This is a genomic window from Leptotrichia sp. oral taxon 417, assembly GCF_013394865.1.
Classification (GTDB): domain Bacteria; phylum Fusobacteriota; class Fusobacteriia; order Fusobacteriales; family Leptotrichiaceae; genus Leptotrichia; species Leptotrichia wadei_A.
The window spans coordinates 690,979-710,171 of sequence record NZ_JABXYV010000001.1 but is presented as its reverse complement, the minus strand read 5'-3'; the positions used below and the strand labels follow the sequence as shown (position 1 = coordinate 710,171).

Below are 19,193 nucleotides of genomic sequence, written 5' to 3'. Positions count from 1 at the left end.
TTTAAAAATTTATATTAAAATAAATTGTAATGATTACAAAATTAAATAAATTTGTATAAATAAAAATAAAATTTGGAGGTATAAAAAATGGATTTTAGCTTAAATCTTGGGGCTTTAGATGAAGGGAAACTGGCAAAAATTGATGAAAATAAACTTTATGATGTAACTGTAGTGGGTTCTGGACCTGCAGCTGTCTCAGCGGCAATCTATGCAGCTAGAAAAGGGCTTAATGTGGCGATGATTGGTGTGAAAATCGGAGGACAAGTTCTTGATACAAATGAAATTGAAAATATTATTGGAACTATCTCGACAACTGGAGCTAAATTTGCCCAAACTTTGGAAAAACATCTGAAGGAATACGAAGTTGCATTTAAAGAAGGGCATTTGGTAAAAGAAATAAAGGAAGATGGAAAAGATAAAATTTTGGTAACTGATGATGGAAAAAGTTATAAATCGAAAACTGTTATTATAGCAACTGGAGCAAAACCAAGAAGCCTTAACATTCCAGGAGAAGCCGAATACGTTGGGAAAGGGGTTCATTACTGCTCAACTTGTGACGGGCCTTTCTACAAAGGACTGGATGTTGCTGTAATTGGTGGTGGAAATTCAGGTGTTGAAGCGGCTCTTGACCTATCTGGAATTGCAAAATCAGTTACATTAATCGAATTTATGCCTGAATTAAAGGCTGATAAAGTTTTACAGGAAAAATTGGCTGAGCAATCAAACATAAAAGTAATTTTAAATTCTGCAACTACTAAAGTAAACGGAAATGAATTTGTAGAAAATATCATCTACAAAAACAGAGAAACTGAAGAAGAAAAAACATTAAATGTGGAAGGAATGTTTGTAGAAGTGGGATTATCACCTAGAAGTGAAGTCGTAAAAGATTTAGTTGAAACAAACAAAATTGGAGAAATCGTAATCAACCCTGAAAACAACTCAACTTCCGCAGCTGGAATCTTCGCAGCAGGAGATGTTACAAATATCAAGCAAAAACAAATAATCATTGCAATGGGAGAAGGAGCAAAAGCGGCGCTTAGCGCATTTGACTATTTAATTACAAAATATTAATTTTATTGCATTTAATTTAATAATAAATTCATAGTTTAGTATATGGTGAGGCTGTCTCATAATTCAAAAATAATTTTACTAACATAAATATTATATATTTTAAAAATCAATAGATATTATTTTTATTGATTCTATAAATATAGATTTATGATTTAGGAATTTTATTTATTTTGTGAAACAGCCCCATTTTTTTATCGTATTTATAAAAGATATAAAAAGTTGACATCTACCTTATAATTGAGTAAAATACTATTAATTTAAGAATTTTTTATTTGAAATAGGAAATTTTGAATTTTTGCTAAATAAATACTGTTTAATGCTATTTTCCATTTAAACAGCAAATAGCTATGAATTTCTTTGCAAGGGGTAAATATCTCTTACTTAAATTTTTTAAACAGGATTTAAATTCTAAAAAGGAGGAAAATAGTGAAAACCTTAATAAGATTAGTACAATTTATATTAAGTGAAATTGCTGAATTATGCAGTTTAATTTCATTGGCAATAATGGCTATAGGATTTTATACAATATTGCCAATTTTAGTATTTTTTGCTCTTCTTGCTTTTATTTTTGCTGGAAACTGGAGCTGGCTCTTAGGTGTTCTTATTTACGTTCTAATTGCTTGTGCAGTTTTTCTGATTTTTAAAGCCATTCCAGAATTTTTGAATTTTATTTTAGGAATTCTTCTGAATGAAAGAGGAGAAAATAAAAAAATTTGCAAAAAATATGAGCAATGGTTTGAAAGCGCAAGGAATCAAGAATATGAAAGAAGAAGAAAAGATCAGGAAGAATATCAGAAGCAGCAGGACAGGGAAAAACAGTACTGGAAAGAAAAATCCCAAGAATACTCATACTATAGACATCAACAGGAATACTCAAGGGAGCAATATGAAAGAAAAAATAATAACTATTCAAATTTTGATTACCAAAGCACAAATGATGGAGGAATTATTCAGAAATTTGAAGAATATCTAGATATTTTGAAAATTGATAAAAATGGAGAAATAAATGAGGATGTAATAAAAAAAGCATACAGGAGGGAAATAAAAAAAGTACATCCAGATAGAAATTCGGATCAAACTGCTAATGCTAAAACTCAAAAATTAAATGATATAAAGGAATTTTTAGATAACCAGCTGGAATATTATCTAATGCAAAGGAGAAAAAGACAATGATTGTAAAAAATTACAAATATATAAAATTAGCTTATACAGCAAGAGTTCTAATTTTTTTAGCCTGTATATTAACACCAATTCTTTTAAAACTCGGAATATTTGTTATTGGTATCTGTTTTGTAATTTCATCTTTTATAGTTTTTGGCACTGATGCCTGCGAAAATATAGTTAGCAAGGAACTTAACAGAAGAATGTCAAAACTTCCAGTTCCAAAAAACCATATTTTCAAATGGAAGAGAAGCAGCAATATCGGTTACGCTTTTACAGATTCATCCAAAGGAACAATCTGGATTTGCAGCACGCAGACAAAATTTGAACTACATATATATCTTATATCAGAATTTGACATAACAGAATCTTTTGGAAAAATTCAATTTAGAAAGCATCCAGATACACTCAAAGAAAATGAACTTCGAGAGTTTACAATATTTAACAGCCTGTGAACTACTCCCGCTTTTAGAAGCGGGAACTTCTTGGGAAGTATCTGCTTTTGTTAGCCAAATATATTTACCAAGCTCTTCGGGTAGTTCCTACCCTGTTTTCTTTTATTTTCTCAATATTCCAACATTGATTTTCCAATGTTTTTTATATTCAATGCCGCATTGTAATCTCTATCAATTTCAATCCCACAGCACTCACATTTATAACTTCTTTCTGATAATTTCAGTTCCTCTTTAACGTTTCCACATTTACTGCAAGTTTTCGATGACGGAAACCATTTATCTATCTTCAAAAATTGTTTCCCTAAAAACATCAGTTTATACTCAAGCATTCTCAAAAACATTCCCCACCCATTATCTCCTACACTTTTCCCAAAATTTAATGCCTGACTCATCCCTTTCATATTCAAATCCTCGACAATCACAGCATTATACGCTTCAGATAATTTTTTCGATAATTTATGTAGAAAATCTCTTCGGCAATTTTTGATATACTCATGTAATTTTGATATTTTCTCTTTTTGTCTATACCAATTCTTAGAAAATTTCACTTTTCTTGATAATGATTTTTGTAATTCTTTCAATTTTTTCTCCAACATCCTAAAATATCTTGGATAATCAGCCCTTTGGTTTTCAGAACTGACAAATAATTCAGACATCGAAAAATCAAGTCCAATTACTTTATCATTATTACTAGCTACTTTTTGAATTTCTTTTTCAAATTCCGTCAAAATAGAAACGTAATAATTTCCATTGCTGTTTGTCAATGTTACCGACTTTATTTTATAATCCTCTGGTATTTCTCTATGATATTTCAATTTTACTTTTTTCAATTTTGGCAAAACCAAATATTTGTTTTCCTCAATTCGTATTGAATTATTCACACAATTTGTCGTGTAACTTTTAACACTATTCTTTTTAGATTTGAACCTCGGAAATTTCGCTCTCTTCTGAAAAAAATTCGTAAACGATCGTCTCACATTCAATTGAGCATTTGAAAGTGCCAGACTGTCTACTTCTTTTAGAAATTGATTTTCACTTTTCAAACTGGCAGGTGTAACTATTTTATTTTTTCCAGTTTCTTCATAAATTTTATTTGCTATATACAAAATTGTATTGTAAACAAAACGAACACATCCAAAAGTCTTATTTATCAATAATTCTTGCTCTTTATTTGGATAAATCCTGTATTTGAATGCTAAATTATATTTCACAAAATTACACCTCCTTTTGATTTTGAATATTATTTTTAATTATTTCTCTTCGATATTTTATACAAAAATTGTATCATAAGAGTATTCTTTTTTCAATTTTTTTTACAAAAAAAGCAATTCATCTCCCACTTGTAGAAGTCGGAGACTTCTTGCTATCTTTTTGTTAAAACCCATTTAAAAAAAACGGGAAATAGTATAAACTAGTTCATAAGCCCAAAAGTTAAGATTTTAAAAAATTCTTCATTTTCATCGCTCATTTCCCAATCTTTTCCATTTTTTACATACTTAACATCCAAAGTTTTTTCTGTATATTTCAAATCCTTGCTATTAAATTTTTCATTAAAAAATTCTTTTCCAAGTTCTGATATTTGATTTTGCAGTTCTTCGTTATTTTTTGGCATAGCCTTTGAAAGTTTTTCAGACATTCTATTTTGAAGTTCTGACATATAAGGTGTTAAATCAGGAGATTTTACAGTAACATTAATTGCAGCTGTATCCCCTTTTGCCTCAACTTTGTTAATTTTGTAGGTTATTTTTTTCATTCCTTCGCCATACATTTTACTAAATTGATCTAAAATAACCGTTACATCTCCACTTGCCTTGCCAAATTTTGATAAATTTCCCGACTGTATTACTTTCATTTGTCTCTCAAATTCCTTTTGCGCCGGATGAGTTCCACAACTTACTACAAATAGAAGCATGCTTAATAAAATTAATATTTTAGCTTTCATAAGATTATCTTCCTTCCTAAAAATTTGTTATATTATACCATAAATATATAAAGATATTTCCAGTATTTCATTAGATTTACATTACTCATAAACTGCTCTCATTTATCTTTTATTAAAGTTTCAAGAACATCGCTGCAAAATTAAAATAAATTACAAGTGTCACAGCATCTGAAATTGTTGTTATCAAAGGTGTTGCCATAACTGCTGGATCGGCCTTCACAATTTTTGCTCCAAGCGGAAGCAGTGCTCCAACCAATTTTGACACAATTACTGTAAATACAAGTGTCAATGAAACGACAAAAGCAATTACAAAATTAGTTTTTTCAAGTGTTATAAGTCTTATAAAATTTAACAGCGCCAAAACTATTGAAACCATTATTCCAATTGAAAATTCTTTTTTTATTACTTTAAAAGCATCTTTTGGAGAAATTTCCCCAAGTGCAAGTGAACGGATTACAACCGTTGAAGATTGTGAACCAACATTTCCTCCGCTTGACATAAGCATTGGAATAAATGCCGTTAAAATTATTGACTTTGCCAGAACTTTTTCATAACCTTGTATTATATTTCCAGAAATTGTGTCGGAAATCATAAGAACTGCAAGCCACCCAATTCTTTGCTTTGCCATCGTAAAGATGCTTGTTTTTAAATAGGAATCATCGGTAGGTGAAGTAATTCCAGCCATTTTGTGAAAATCTTCCGTAACTTCCTGATCCACAACATCCAGAACATCATCCACCGTAATTATTCCCAAAAGCCTATTTTCGTGGTCAACGACTGGCATAACAATAAAATCGTACTTTTTAAACAAATCCGCGACTTTTTCCTGATCATCATTTGTATTTACACTTACAAAATTTGTATTCATAATATCTTCAATTACAACACTGTCCTTTTTAGAAATCAATTCCTTTAGTGAAAGCACACCTTCCAATTTCCCGTTTTTGTCAGTAACATAGCAAGTATAAATATTTTCCTTGTCTTTCCCAGTTTTTTTAAGCTGTCCTATCGCCTCTTGAACTGTCATATTTTTCTGAAAATCCACATATTCAGTCGTCATAATGCTTCCAGCTGAATTATCTGGATATTTTAGAAGCTGGTTTATCAAATGTCTATCTTTTCTATCCGTATTTTTCAAGATTTTTTTTACAATATCCGACGGCATTTCCTCGATAATGTCGACAATATCGTCAAAATACAGTTCATCAAATATTTCTCGTGTTTCAACATCAGTTGAAGCGTGAATAATCATTTCCTGATGTTCACTGTCCAAATATGAAAATACATCCGCCGCTTTATCTTTTTTTAAAAGTCTAAAAATCATTATTACAAGCTCTGGCAGCTTAAATAAATTTATCACATCAGAAATTTCAACTGCATTTAATTTATCTAATTCTTTTTTTATTTCAAAATATTTTTTTTCTTTCAAAAGATCTTCAATTATTCTTTTTATTTTTTTCATTTTTTTCTCACCTCATTTTTCTTATATTAGTTGCCATATAACTTCGATTAGACAATCAATTTTTATATTCTTAAATTTTATAAAAATATTTACTTTATAACATTACTTAAAAACATAGTTGCAAATCTAAAGTAAATAGTAAGAGTAAGTGCATCTAAAATCGTTGTTATTAAAGGCCCTGCCATTATTGCCGGATCCATTTTAAAAGTTTTAGCGATAACCGGTAAAAAAGCACCTATTATTTTAGAAATTATAACTACAAAAATTAAAGTTACTGAAACTGTCATTGCAACATTTAAAGGTGTTTTTGTCAAAGTTATAATTCTTAAAAAATTTATTGTCGCCAAAACAATAGCTACTATAAATGAAATAAGAAATTCCTTTTTTAATATTTTAAAAGTATCTTTTGTATCAACTTCCCCCAATGCCAAAGCACGGACTACAATTGTCGAAGACTGTGCACCCGCATTTCCTCCAGTATCCATCAGCATAGGAATAAATGATGAAAGTATAACTACAGACTGCAGCACATCTTCATATTTACTTATAATTCTTCCAGTAAATGTAGCAGAAATCATAAGCACAATAAGCCAGCTAATTCTTTGTCTTGCCATTGTAAAGGCGCTTGTTTTTAAATAAGACTCCTCCACAGGCGAAATCCCAGCCATTCTATGAAAATCCTCTGTCGCTTCCTGTTCCACAACATCCATTACATCATCAATCGTAATGATTCCTAAAAGTCTATTTTCATCATCAGTCACAGGAAGTACGATAAGATTATATTTTTTTATTATTTCCGCAACCTTTTCCTGATCATCATTTACATGAACACTTATTACATTTTTATTCATAAGATTTTGAATTGGCTCATCATCCTCGCTCGTAATAAGCTCTTTTAGGGAAATTACTCCTTCCAGCCTCCTACCTTCATCAATCACATAGCAGGTATAGACATTTGCCATATCTTCCATAACATCCCTAATTTTAAAAATTGCAGAAGAAGCTGTCATATCCTTTTTTAAGTCCATATATTCAGTTGTCATAATGCTTCCAGCTGAATTTTCAGGATATTTTAACAAAAGATTTATTGTGTGTCTGTCTTTTGCATCAGTATTCCTTAATATTTTTTTTACTACATTCGATGGCATTTCTTCGATAATATCGACAATATCGTCAAAATACAGCTCATCAAATATATTTTTAGTTTCCACATCTGTCATTGTCTTAATAATCATTTCCTGATGTTCGCTGTCCAGATATGAAAATACATCGGCTGCCCTATTTTTAGAAAGTAGCCGAAAAATCATTATTAGTTCAGAAGACTCAAACTGATTCAGCAGTTCTGAAACTTCCACAATGTTTAAATCATTTAAATATTTTCTAATTTCAAAATATTTTTTTTCATCTATAAGTTTTTGAATAATGTTGTTTTCCATCATTAATCTCCAATCTCCTTTCTCTTTTGCATTTTCAATTTTTTAACTTTATATGCAAATAAAAATCAGGAGAATAACAGCAACGAAGATACTCCCTTTATCCGTATTTGCATAAATTTGTAAATTTTAATTTATTCAGATTTTTAAATCTCTCTTCCGGGACTTCCTCGTTCAAAACATCCACCTCCACAAAACAATAAATTAGCATAAATTCCAAATATTTATATCCGTTATTTTTACTATATCTAAAATCAAAACAAAAATTAAGATAAATAACTAATAAAACTTATGCTCACAGAAATTCTACCAAACAAACTACCTATTGTCAATAAATTTTAAAAAATTTGAAAAATCTTTTTAATAACATTTTATTAAAATAAATTTTTTATCTAAATAGTAAGTAAGACAAACTATTTTATTAAAAAATAATTTGACTTTTTAAATTTTTTAGGGTATAAATATATCGTATGATTAAATATTCATATAACTAAATTTAAAAATTTAGGAACTTAGAAATAAAAATAAGTAAAAAGGAAGGGAAATTAAATGAAAGCAGTAGTAGTTAATAAAGAAGGAACTGGAGTAGAAGTTGTAGAAAAAGAGTTGAGAGGATTAAAAGCTGGAGAAGCATTGGTTGATGTAGAATATTGCGGTGTCTGCCATACTGACTTGCATGTGGCTCATGGGGATTTTGGGAAAGTTCCTGGAAGAGTTTTAGGGCATGAAGGAATTGGAATTGTAAGGGAAGTTGCTGAAGGTGTGACATCATTAAAACCTGGAGATAGAGTTAGTATTGCCTGGTTCTTTGAAGGATGTGGAAGATGTGAATATTGTATTAATGGACAGGAAACATTATGTAGAGATGTAATAAATGCTGGATATTCTGCAGATGGTGGAATGGCTGAACAATGTATCGTTACAGCTGATTATGCGGTAAAAGTGCCTGAAGGACTGGATCCGGTTCAAGCCAGCAGCATCACTTGTGCAGGAGTTACAACTTATAAAGCAATAAAAGTTGGAAAACCTCAACCAGGACAATGGGTTGTAATTTATGGTGCTGGAGGATTGGGAAATTTGGCAGTTCAATATGCTAAAAAAGTGTTTAACACTCACGTAATTGCTGTTGATATTAATGATGATAAATTGGCACTTGCTAAAGAAGTTGGAGCAGATTATGTTATAAATGGTAAAAAAGAAGATCCAGTTGCAAAAATTAAAGAATTAAGCGGAATTGGAGCTCATATTGCTGTAGTTACTGCTGTATCAAAAGTTGCATTTAACCAAGCTGTTGATTCGGTAAGAGCTGCAGGAAAAGTTGTTGCAGTTGGACTTCCATCAGAAACTATGGACTTGCCAATCGTGAAAACTGTATTAGACGGAATTGAAGTAATCGGATCGCTTGTTGGAACAAGAGAAGACTTGAGAGAAGCATTCCAATTTGGAGCCGAAGGATTGGTTGTGCCAGTAGTTCAAACTAGAACTATTGAAGAAGCTCCTGAAATCTTTAAGGAAATGGAAGAAGGAACAATTCAAGGACGTATGGTAATTGATATGCATTCTCATTCTTGCTGTTGCGGACATAAACATTAATTTACTTAAACTTAATTTATAATTTTAACTTATTTATATAAATAAAAAAATGTAATTAACGAGAGTGTCCAGAATTTTGTGTAAACTCAAAATATAATATATGGTACAGGATGGTAGTTTTATCATCCTGTTTTTAAATTCTTCCTTCAAAATAAATACTTAACTGTGAATATATTTCTCCCCAGCCTGGTATTCTTCCAGTCCATTTCTTTGTTGCTTCCTTTAAGCTTAGGTATACTGATTTCATTAATGCTTCATCTGTCGGATAAAGTGATTTTGTCTTCGTATACTTTCTTAATTGTCTGTTTAAGCTTTCTATCGGGTTTGTCATATATATCAACTTTCTTATCTTTGTATCATATTTAAAGTATGTTGTCAACTCATTCCAGTTACTTCTCCAGGAATTAATTACTGCCATATACTTTTTACCCCATTTTTCTTCTAATTCATCCAGTTTAAACTCTGCCTGTTCCAGTGTTGGTGCATTATACATTTCTTTTAAGTCTGATGTAAATTCCCTTGTATCTTTGTAAGATATATATCTTATGCTGTTTCTAATTTGATGAACTACACATTTTTGAATTTCTGTCTTTGGAAACACTGAAGATATTGCTTCGCTAAACCCTTTTAAATTGTCAACAGACATAATTAGTATATCCTGAATTCCTCTGTTTTTCAATTCATTTAAAACATTTAGCCAGTACTTGCTTGATTCATTTTCTCCTATCCAAAATCCTAAAACCTCCTTTCTTCCTTCCTTATCTATTCCTATAGCTAAATATACCGCCTTTTTAACAACAACTCCATCTTTTCTTACACTGTAATGGATGGCGTCCATAAAAACTATTGGATATACATCCTCAAGCTGTCTAGACTGCCATTCCCTAATTTCAGGTATAATTTTATCTGTAATTTTACTGATCATAGATGGCGAAACATCAATTCCATAAAGATTATTGAGATGGTCCTCGATATCTCTGTTGCTCATTCCTTTAGCATAAAGAGAAAGAATCTGCCCTTCAATGCCAGTAATTTCTCTTTGATATTTAGGGATGATTTGAGGCTCAAACTCAGCATTTCTATCTCTAGGAATATCTAAGTCAATATTGCCGTACTCACTTCTAACAGTTTTCTTGGAGTGTCCATTTCTAGCATTAGAGGTAGTCTTATCTTTCATAGAATGTTTAGCATACCCCAGTTCATGCTCAATTTCAGCTTCAAGCATAGTTTGAATAGTACCCGAAAGCAAATCCTTAAGCATATCCTTAATATCATTAGTATCTTTAATATTGTAATCCTCAATCAGTGTTTTAAAAATTTCGTTGTCAATTTTCTTTTTAGCCATAACAAAAACCTCCAAATATTATATAGTTATTTTACCATATATTATTTAGAGGTTTACACAAAAATTTTTACACACCCTAATTAACTCAAATTGTTAGTTACATTTTTTCTTATTTTTTACTTTTTGATTTTTATCATTTTAATAAGATACTAATTTATCATTTATCAAAACTCTTGGATTTTTTGAACTAAACAAAGGATAGCCTCTATCATTTAATTTTGCATCATAAACTGCTATTTTTTGAACATTAATTTCATTTTTTAAAATATATTTTGCCAATTTATTGTCTATATAAATTTTCCTTTTAGAAACTTCCTTTTTATATTCATTTTCCTTCTTTTCATAACACTTTTCCACTCCTGAACTAATTTCATATACAGGAAAATCAGCATATCCATAAAAAGTCCTAAATCCTATTATTGATAAAAAATCTTTTGGATTTATTGTACATTCATACTGAACCTCCCACGACTAAAGTCACAGGGTTCTAAAATCTTTAAAATTATTTAAAAATTTTCTAAGAAGTTTGATAGCTTTACACTACCCTTATTCTTTTAGGCGTGTTCAGTTCACCTCTATTGTATAGGATACTTAAATCCACAACTTTACTTTTCCTTAATATGTTTAATGCTCCATTACAATCTGCATTTATGAGTTCACCTGCACTTGTTTGATATAGTCCTCTTTTTATTCTTTTTCCACTGAATATATATTCTTTTTGATTTTCTTTATCATATATTGGAATTTCATCTCCATCAAAGAAACTTGCTTTTGATGTATAACTTTCTTCTTGTAGCTTAAGTTCTATTCCATATAGTTTACATAAATATATTAATTTATCTCTTAATTTTCCATATGGTATATTTACAAAGTTCTGATTATTTATGCTTCCTATATTTGAATTTCTTTGAAAATCTTCATTATATCCTAGAACTATTTTTCCTATATCATTATTAAGACAATAATTTATTATTATTCTTGCTGCTTTTGAAAGATAATCTTCTATACGATTATTTCTCTTTCTAGCTATTCTCTTTTGCCTCAATGTTATATGCTCTATCTTTTGCTTATCTTTTATGCTTTGTAATTTTGCATTTATCTTATTATAGTATTGATTAATAGATTTTAATTTTCTGCCGTCTATTATGAATGAAGCTCCATTATTACTAACACAAGTACAAAGATTATCTATACCTAAATCTATTCCTAGTCCATTTTCTTTATTTAATTCCCTTTGAACTTCTTCTATCTCATAAGTATATTGAATTTCAAAGTACCTAGAATGTTGTTTTGGTATTATTCTAATCTCTTTTATCTTCTTGCCTTTTAATACTGGTGGTAGCTTAATTTTAACTTCCTGATGAGTTTTCTTAAACGAATTTGAATAAGGAACTATCAGAATATCATCTTTTAATCTTACAAAACCTATAACAAGAGTTGTAAATCCATCTTTAGCAAGATATTTAGGTAATTTTATATCTTTAAAATTATATTGATCATTTTTAGCAAGTTTTAAAAGTGCAAAGAATGATTTGAAACTTCCGTCTGCTTCTTTTAGAATTTGTTGAGCCATATTAGAATTTAATTTTTTATAGTTCTCACTATTTTTAAGCATTTTATAGTTTTCGTTATAACTTAAATACTTTTTCTTATTAAAATAATACTGTCTAATATTATATATAGCTTCATTAGTTAAGTTCTTGGCTATATGAGATAAATATTTTAAATTCCTAAACTCCTTTTTACTAAGATGTTTTACCTGTTGTTTTAAAGTTAAATACATAGATATCACCTCCTTTTCATCAGAGATATTATACCATGTATTCTACATTTTATCTGTCAAAAAAGTAATATTTTTTATTTATTTTTAAATATTTTTAAAGTTTTTAAAACCCCACAACAGCGGGAAGCGTCGTTCACATAAGTGCGCTACCATTTATGCAGTTCTCTTATGAACTTCTTGTTATCTCTAACAAGCACAGACTATATCTTATCCATATCCTATTTCAAGGACTTAGGCGAAACCACTTCCAATACCAATCGCTTGTATTGTACTCCCCTCACGAGGGATAGTCGTTGAACTTTCCTTTTCAGGCTTAGCTGCTGATTGTCTATTATCATAATGTTTAGGATTTAACCTTGCACCATCTAGTATATTTTTTCTGCTTTCGCCACCATCACACCTATACCATATATTATTATCTAGGTATTATGTTGTGGTTATACTAGCTTTAAGAGTTCCCAGCAGTTCAGTTTCTTTGTTGCACGGTTTTGCTCCGTGTCTACATACAAGTTTCCCTATATGCTTACTAAAATTTTTGTGCAATTCATTTCACGACTAAAAGTTGCGAGTGTTCTTGCACTATTTAATAAAAAATTTTACTTGATGAATTTTCAAATTTTCTATAGTCACTTTGAGAATTTTCTCTTTCATCTTTCATTTTTTCAACTAGTCTATATTCTCTATTATCCTTTGGATTATAAATTTTACCATCTACAATATTTTTATCCTCTGAACTTGAATTTGAATAATTATCACCACCTATAAGAGCATCTCTTAATTTTGACCAAAAATCTGCTTTCATTGTTGATGTTACCATTATAAATGACAATAGGATCAATGTTAAAACTCTTTTCTTTTTCATAAAAATCATCTCCTAAAACTTATTTTTAATTTTTGAACTAAACTTTTATTTGAAAATATTTTACCAATGATAATTGAACATATATAATTTAAAATTCATAAAAAATTTGTAAATTTATTATTTAAAAAAGTCTATCAAAAATTAACTCTCATACCAGCTGTAAATACATTATTTTTAGCCTTTTTATCAATTTTTCCATCATAATTCAAATACCAGGCAAATTTTGAACTAACTTCATTTAAAACTCCAGCTCCTACCCATGTTTGGTTCTTTGAAAGTCCTATTCCCTTTACTTTAAATTTTGCATCTGGTAGTCCTGAATACGATGCTTTAAAATTCAAATCTTCATTATTAAATGCCCTTTGATGTGTTACGTATCCTTGTAATGTAGTTTTTGAACCATTTTCAAAATTAAATTTCTGACTAACTCTAACTCCAGCAAGTCCACTTGTTTGTTTGTAAGTCTTTTTATCCGCCTTTAATCCAAATTGGCTATTTTCCTCGTGAAATGCTCCTCTTTGAACTGTATCATGCGAGATTCCAGCAAATGGTGTCAATACAAAATCACCTTTTTTCACATCATACCCTGTTTCTAAATATCCTGAAATTACTTTATCATTATGCTCAATTTTTCCTCGTGAAATATCATTTTCAGATAAAATAATATCCCTTTTAACTTCACTATTTACAAATCCAAGTCCAACTCTTCCTTGCAAATACATCGGATTATCTTTATTTCCAACTCTTCCATACAATGAAATTCCAAAATTATCCGCATCTGATTTTCCACCATGTCTATCAAATTTCACATCCCCTTTTGAATAAGCTAAAGCCGTTCCTAAAATCAAATTTTCTCCAAATTGCTTATCAATTCCAACCTGTCCTCCATAAACTTTAGTTTTTCCTTCAGCATACCCATTTTGTTTTAATTTCCCATTAGCTCCAATGGAAGAAATCCATAATCCAAATTTATCACTAGCATTATCAAGCGTTCCGAGCATTACAAGTCTATTTGATAAATCCTTATTTATTGTTTGCGATTGTTGAAATGTTAAAGCTTGAGCTGAAGCATAAATTTGTCCTGATAAACTATCTAATATACTTGAACTTAAAGATAGGGAATTTTTTTGAAGTTTTGCCGCACCTAAAGCAAAATTAGAAACATTTGCATTTCCTTCAGCTATTTTTTTATCTAATTCTTTAAAGGAAACCTCTACATTTTTAGCAGTATTCTTCTGCATTTCATCGCTATTTTTCAAACTATTTACATAATCTTCCACATTTTTTCTACTAATTGTAGCTTCAATTGAATTTCCTTTATTTTCCACTTTTCCATTAATCAATCCATCAGTTTCCACTTTTGCAAATTGTCCTTCTATTCCTTTTTCAGCTTCAATAACTGCCGATGTTGTTGGCATTGCAGTAACGTATCCATTACTCAAAAGTTTTACTGTGCTTCCCAAAGTTTGATTTCTTTCTCTTCCATCAATTTTTATTGTTCCTTTTACTATTAATTTTGATCCAATTTCTGCTTCTGTCACTGAACCATATTTCGCTGTATAATTTCCAGTTATAATCGCTCCTGTTCCAATATTCTTTAATGTTCCTTTATTTACAACATCAACTGCCTTATTAACAGTTATCTCCTCCGTATAATAATTTTTAGAAATTTCTCCTATCACAGTTTCAGGATTTGTAATCAATGTTCCATTTGTTTCTATTTCAATATTTTCGGGAGTAAATTTTTTCTTAACATCGAGTATTCCATCTTTTATTATTGTTTCATATTCAGAAGTATTGTCTCCTTTCAAAACTAGTGTTCCACCATCTACTTTTATTTTATAAAAAGAATTTTTTCCTTCTAAAACTAATGTCCCTTTTCCGTTTTTTTCTAAATCTGTATACGAACCATAAATATTATTTCTAAAAACCCAAGTTTTTGTATCTGGAACATGAAACTTGCTTAACCTGTAATTCAAGTTTCTTGGTCCATTTAAAGCAGTAGTAGCATTTAAAAGTCCATATCCAAATACATCATCCACTCCTGCTGCTCCGATATCAGTAGCTGTTGAAAGAATTATGTCTCTAATCATATCCATTTTCATTCCAGGAAATTTTTCACGTACCTGATCTACTGCTTTTGCGACATTTTCCGCCGCTTTTGCTGATGTTCCATCTTCACTTACCGCAGTTATAGTCCATTTACTAGCTACCCCTGCATTTGACAATGGCTCTAAATCCTTCCATTCCAATCCTGCAGTTCCAGATTTATTCACAAGTGCAACTACATTTATCCAAGATTTTTCCAAAGATTTTTCAAAATAAGGAAGTCCTCCTTCAAGTGACGGATTTTTATTTCCTCTGATGTCCCCCGCTGGCCAAATATCTGAACCTCCCACAACTAAAGTTGCAGGGTTCTAAAATCTTTAAAATTATTTAAAAATTTTCTAAGAAGTTTGATAGCTTTACACTACCCTTATTCTTTTAGGTGTGTTCAGTTCACCTCTATTGTATAGGATACTTAAATCCACAACTTTACTTTTCCTTAATATGTTTAATGCTCCATTACAATCTGCATTTATAAGTATTTCCTGTGCTTGTTTGATATAGTCCTCTTTTTATCCTTTTTCCACTGAATTTATATTCTTTTTGATTTTCTTTATCATATACTGGAATTTCATCTCCATCAAAGAAACTTGCTTTTGATGTATAACTCTCTTCTTGCAGTTTAAATTCTATTCCATATAGTTTACATAGATATATTAATTTATCTCTTAATTTTCCATATGAGATATTTACAAAGTTTTGATTATTTATACTTCCTATATTTGAATTTCTTTGAAAATCTTCATTATATCCTAGAACTATTTTTCCTATATCATTATTAAGACAATAATTTACAATTATTCTTGCTGCTTTTGAAAGATAATCTTCTATACGATTATTTCTCTTTCTAGCTATTCTCTTTTGCCTTAATGTTATATGCTCTATCTTTTGCTTATCTTTAATGCTTTGCAATTTTGCATTTGTCTTGTTATAGTATTGATTTATTGATTTTAATTTTCTACCATCTATTATGAATGATGCTCCAGCATCTGTAACACAAGTACATAGATTATTTATGCCTAAATCAATTCCTAGTGCATTGTTTTTATTTAATTCCCTTTGAATTTCTTCTACCTCATAAATGTATTGAATTTCAAAGTACCTAGAATGTTGTTTTGGTATTATTCTAATCTCTTTTATCTTCTTGCCTTTTAATACTGGTGGTAGTTTTATTGTGATTTCCTTATGTGTCTTTCTAAATGCATTTGAATAAGGAACTATCAGAATATCATCTTTTAATCTAACAAAACCTATAACAAGAGTAGTAAATCCATCTTTAGCAAGATATTTAGGTAATTTTATATCTTTAAAATTATATTGACCATTCCTAGCAAGTTTTAAAAGTCCAAAAAATGATTTAAAACTTCCGTCTACTTCTTTTAAAATTTGTTGAGCCATATTAGAATTTAATTTTTTATAATTATCACTATTTTTAAGCATTTTATAGTTTTCGTTATAACTTAAATACTTTTTCTTATTAAAATAATACTGTCTAATATTATATATAGCTTCATTAGTTAAGTTCTTGGCTATATGAGATAAACATTTTAAATTCCTAAACTCATTTTTACTAAGATGTTTTACTTGTTGTTTTAGAGTTAAATACATATATAATCACCTCCTTTTCATCAGAGATATTATACCATGTATTCTACATTTTATCTGTCAAAAAAGTAATATTTTTTATTTATTTTTAAATATTTTTAAAGTTTTTAAAACCCCACAACAGTGGGAAGCGTCGTTCACATAAATACGCTACTACTTATGCAGTTCTCTTATGAACTTCTTGTTATCTCTAACAAGCACAGACTATATCTTATCCATATCCTATTTCAAGGACTTAGGCGAAACCACTTCCAATACCAATCGCTTGTATTGTACTCCCCTCACGAGGGATAGTCGTTGAACTTTCCTTTTCAGGCTTAGCTGCTGATTGTCTATTATATTCCTTTCTATATGTACGGCTTAATGTTTAGGATTTAACCTTGCATAATCTAGTATATTTTTTCTGCTTTCGCCACCATCACACTTATACCATGTTTTCACTTAGATATTATGTTGTGGTTATACCAGCTTTAAGAGTTCCCAGCAGTTCAGTTTCTTTGTTGCACGGTTTTGCTCCGTGTCTACATACAAGTTTCCCTATATGCTTACTAAAATTTTCGTGCAATTCATTTTACGACTAAAGTCGTGAGTGTTCTTGCACTATTTAATAAATTATCTCCACCTGAAGCTGAATTTACCCTTGCAATATACTCGTCCATTAAATCTCCGCCAATTGCTGCTCGATAACTATTTGAAGCAGTTAAATCTGAACTAAAATCTGTAACTTGCTGTGTAGTTCCTGTACTGTGCAAAAATATTTTTTCATTCATTGGAGTCCCTGAAGATGTCTGGTAATCTTGTTTTTTTATTGGTGTTCCAGCTATATTTGGAATTTTAACTATATCACTTGTTGCCGTTGTAAGTATTATACCATTTGGATATTGTGATGAATATCCTCCATTTCGGATCACAATTTCACTGTTATAATAAACATCTGAGGCACTTGGCCCTTTTGGATTTGGATCTGCTGGCTTTGGTGTTGGTGTTGGTGTTTTTTCTGTATCCTTATTACCACCACTGCTTCCACAACTTATTAAAGATAAAAGCAAGGCATAAATAAATATCTTTTTGATTTTACTTTTCATATATACCACTCCCATTATAATCTGATTTGAATCTTGACTTGATTTAATTTAATTATAATATATTAACATTAAAGAAAAATGAGAAAATAAATTTAATAGTCTAAATTATTTGACTTTTTAAATTTCAAATGTTATAAATATATAGTGGCAAATAATATAGTAGAACCATATTAGATTTGTTTTGAAATTATATTAGAATTATAATAAAATAAATATTATGAAGCAAGAAATCTTGAATCTTTGATAAAATAAAAAAATTCGAGTTATTAAGCATATCTATTAAATGGTTTGAAAAATAGTTTTAAAATATATTTAAATTTAGGAGGAGAAAAAGATGATTTACACATTGACATTGAATCCAGCATTGGATTATGACATGTATCTGAAGGATGATTTAAAAGCAGAACATTTGAATCTTGCTCACAAAGTAAATTATAGAGCTGGTGGAAAAGGGATTAATGTTTCTAAAGTATTGAAAAATCTCGATGTGGAATCTACAGCGATTGGATTTGTGGCTGGATTTGTTGGAGATTTTATTGTCAGAGATTTGAAAAAGGATAACATAAAATCTGAATTTGTGGAACTTGAAGGAAATACTAGAATTAATGTAAAGGTTAATGGGAATGACAAGGAAACTGAACTTACCGGAGTTTCACCAGAAATTACAGCAGAAAAATTGCAGGAACTAACTAACAAAATTTCTGATTTAAAAGATGGAGATATACTTGTTTTATCTGGAAGCATCCCATCTTCAATCAGTAGCAAAATTTATAAGCAATTATCTGAAAATGTAAAAGCAAATGTGGAAATTGTGCTTGATACAAGAGGAAATTTATTACAAGACAATATTCACAATAATCTTTTTGTTAAGCCGAATATTCATGAACTAAGAGAAATGTTTAATGAAAAACTGGAAACAAAAGCCGAAATCGTAGAAAAATGTAAATTCTTTTTAGACAGAGGAGTTAAAAATGTCATTTTGTCTAGAGGTGGCGAAGGTGCATTGCTTGTAAACAAGGACTTTGTGCTGGAAGCATCTGTTCCAAAAGGGCAATTAATCAACTCAATTGGTGCTGGAGATTCTATGGTTGCAGGATTTACCGCAGGATTTGTAAAGGGGCTTTCTCCAGAAGATTCATTTAGGCTGGCAGTTGCTTCAGGAAGTGCTACAGCTTATTCTTATGGGCTTGCAGAAAAGGATTTAGTAAATAAATTGTATGATGAAATTGAAATTTCAAAGGAAACTTTTTAAAGAATAAAAATCAAACTTGACAATTGAGTAAAATAGTA

General features: G+C 29.9%; 17 protein-coding genes and 1 pseudogene. 5 read left to right on the top strand and 13 right to left on the bottom strand.

The annotated features are described in order from the left end of the window. Positions 1–87 precede the first annotated feature (87 nt). The 3 genes from HW276_RS03410 (at position 88) to HW276_RS03400 (ending at position 2,687) form a co-directional block, all read left to right on the top strand. Positions 88–1,071 carry an FAD-dependent oxidoreductase gene (locus tag HW276_RS03410; RefSeq protein ID WP_147003178.1) on the top strand — a complete coding sequence of 328 codons (984 nt, stop codon included), beginning with the start codon at positions 88–90 and terminating at the stop codon, positions 1,069–1,071. Between the two features lie 426 nt (positions 1,072–1,497). After that, positions 1,498–2,244, top strand: a complete 747-nt coding sequence (locus HW276_RS03405) for a DnaJ domain-containing protein (protein WP_178937415.1) — start codon at positions 1,498–1,500, stop codon at positions 2,242–2,244. Continuing rightward, positions 2,241–2,687, top strand: coding sequence for a hypothetical protein (locus HW276_RS03400; RefSeq protein WP_178937414.1), 447 nt, complete (start codon positions 2,241–2,243; stop codon positions 2,685–2,687). Before HW276_RS03405 ends, HW276_RS03400 begins: the two co-directional genes overlap by 4 nt. A 110-nt stretch (positions 2,688–2,797) precedes the next feature. Here HW276_RS03400 and HW276_RS03395 read toward each other — a convergent pair whose 3' ends face one another. The 4 genes from HW276_RS03395 to mgtE (HW276_RS03380) all read right to left on the bottom strand — a co-directional run bounded on the left by HW276_RS03395 (position 2,798) and on the right by mgtE (HW276_RS03380) (position 7,527). After that, entirely contained in the window at positions 2,798–3,898 is a 1,101-nt protein-coding gene (locus HW276_RS03395; RefSeq protein ID WP_178937413.1) for an RNA-guided endonuclease TnpB family protein, read from the bottom strand. Positions 3,899–4,098: 200 nt separating this feature from the next. Beyond that, complete coding sequence (locus HW276_RS03390; RefSeq protein ID WP_178937412.1) at positions 4,099–4,629, bottom strand: DUF5105 domain-containing protein; 531 nt, start codon at positions 4,627–4,629, stop codon at positions 4,099–4,101. A 112-nt stretch (positions 4,630–4,741) separates the two neighbouring features. Beyond that, entirely contained in the window at positions 4,742–6,091 is a 1,350-nt protein-coding gene (mgtE, locus tag HW276_RS03385) for a magnesium transporter (RefSeq protein WP_178937411.1), read from the bottom strand. An 89-nt stretch (positions 6,092–6,180) separates the two neighbouring features. Further along, a complete protein-coding gene (gene mgtE / locus HW276_RS03380; RefSeq protein ID WP_178938514.1) occupies positions 6,181–7,527 on the bottom strand; it encodes a magnesium transporter in 1,347 nt (448 codons plus the stop codon). 546 nt (positions 7,528–8,073) lie between these two features. On the opposite strand from mgtE (HW276_RS03380), the gene adhP reads away from it, so the two are divergent. Then, positions 8,074–9,117, top strand: coding sequence for an alcohol dehydrogenase AdhP (gene adhP / locus HW276_RS03375; protein WP_178937410.1), 1,044 nt, complete (start codon positions 8,074–8,076; stop codon positions 9,115–9,117). Between the two features lie 133 nt (positions 9,118–9,250). On the opposite strand, the gene HW276_RS03370 is transcribed toward adhP, so the two are convergent. The 9 genes and pseudogenes from HW276_RS03370 to HW276_RS03330 form a co-directional block, all read right to left on the bottom strand. Beyond that, on the bottom strand, positions 9,251–10,462 hold the full coding sequence (locus HW276_RS03370; RefSeq protein ID WP_178937409.1) for an IS256 family transposase: 1,212 nt from the start codon (positions 10,460–10,462) through the stop codon (positions 9,251–9,253). Positions 10,463–10,600: 138 nt separating this feature from the next. Then, the gene (locus HW276_RS03365; RefSeq protein ID WP_255460312.1) at positions 10,601–10,819 is read right to left on the bottom strand and encodes a hypothetical protein; all 219 of its coding nucleotides are present in this window, start codon (positions 10,817–10,819) and stop codon (positions 10,601–10,603) included. A 178-nt stretch (positions 10,820–10,997) separates the two neighbouring features. Then, entirely contained in the window at positions 10,998–12,245 is a 1,248-nt protein-coding gene (locus tag HW276_RS03360; protein WP_178937408.1) for an RNA-guided endonuclease TnpB family protein, read from the bottom strand. Positions 12,246–12,671: 426 nt separating this feature from the next. Next, positions 12,672–12,788, bottom strand: a complete 117-nt coding sequence (locus tag HW276_RS03355; protein ID WP_082719398.1) for a MarR family transcriptional regulator — start codon at positions 12,786–12,788, stop codon at positions 12,672–12,674. 40 nt (positions 12,789–12,828) lie between these two features. Then, positions 12,829–13,107, bottom strand: coding sequence for a hypothetical protein (locus tag HW276_RS03350; protein ID WP_255460311.1), 279 nt, complete (start codon positions 13,105–13,107; stop codon positions 12,829–12,831). Between the two features lie 134 nt (positions 13,108–13,241). Then, on the bottom strand, positions 13,242–15,506 hold the full coding sequence (locus HW276_RS11965) for an autotransporter domain-containing protein (RefSeq protein ID WP_370464625.1): 2,265 nt from the start codon (positions 15,504–15,506) through the stop codon (positions 13,242–13,244). A 66-nt stretch (positions 15,507–15,572) separates the two neighbouring features. Then, positions 15,573–16,821: pseudogene (locus HW276_RS03340) on the bottom strand (RNA-guided endonuclease InsQ/TnpB family protein). A 445-nt stretch (positions 16,822–17,266) separates the two neighbouring features. After that, the gene (locus HW276_RS03335) at positions 17,267–17,383 is read right to left on the bottom strand and encodes a MarR family transcriptional regulator (protein WP_099011781.1); all 117 of its coding nucleotides are present in this window, start codon (positions 17,381–17,383) and stop codon (positions 17,267–17,269) included. Position 17,384: 1 nt separating this feature from the next. Further along, a complete protein-coding gene (locus HW276_RS03330; protein WP_255460309.1) occupies positions 17,385–17,903 on the bottom strand; it encodes a hypothetical protein in 519 nt (172 codons plus the stop codon). A 334-nt stretch (positions 17,904–18,237) separates the two neighbouring features. Between HW276_RS03330 and pfkB the strand changes: the two genes are divergently transcribed. Further along, a complete protein-coding gene (pfkB, locus tag HW276_RS03325) occupies positions 18,238–19,155 on the top strand; it encodes a 1-phosphofructokinase (RefSeq protein WP_178937407.1) in 918 nt (305 codons plus the stop codon). Positions 19,156–19,193: the final 38 nt, after the last annotated feature.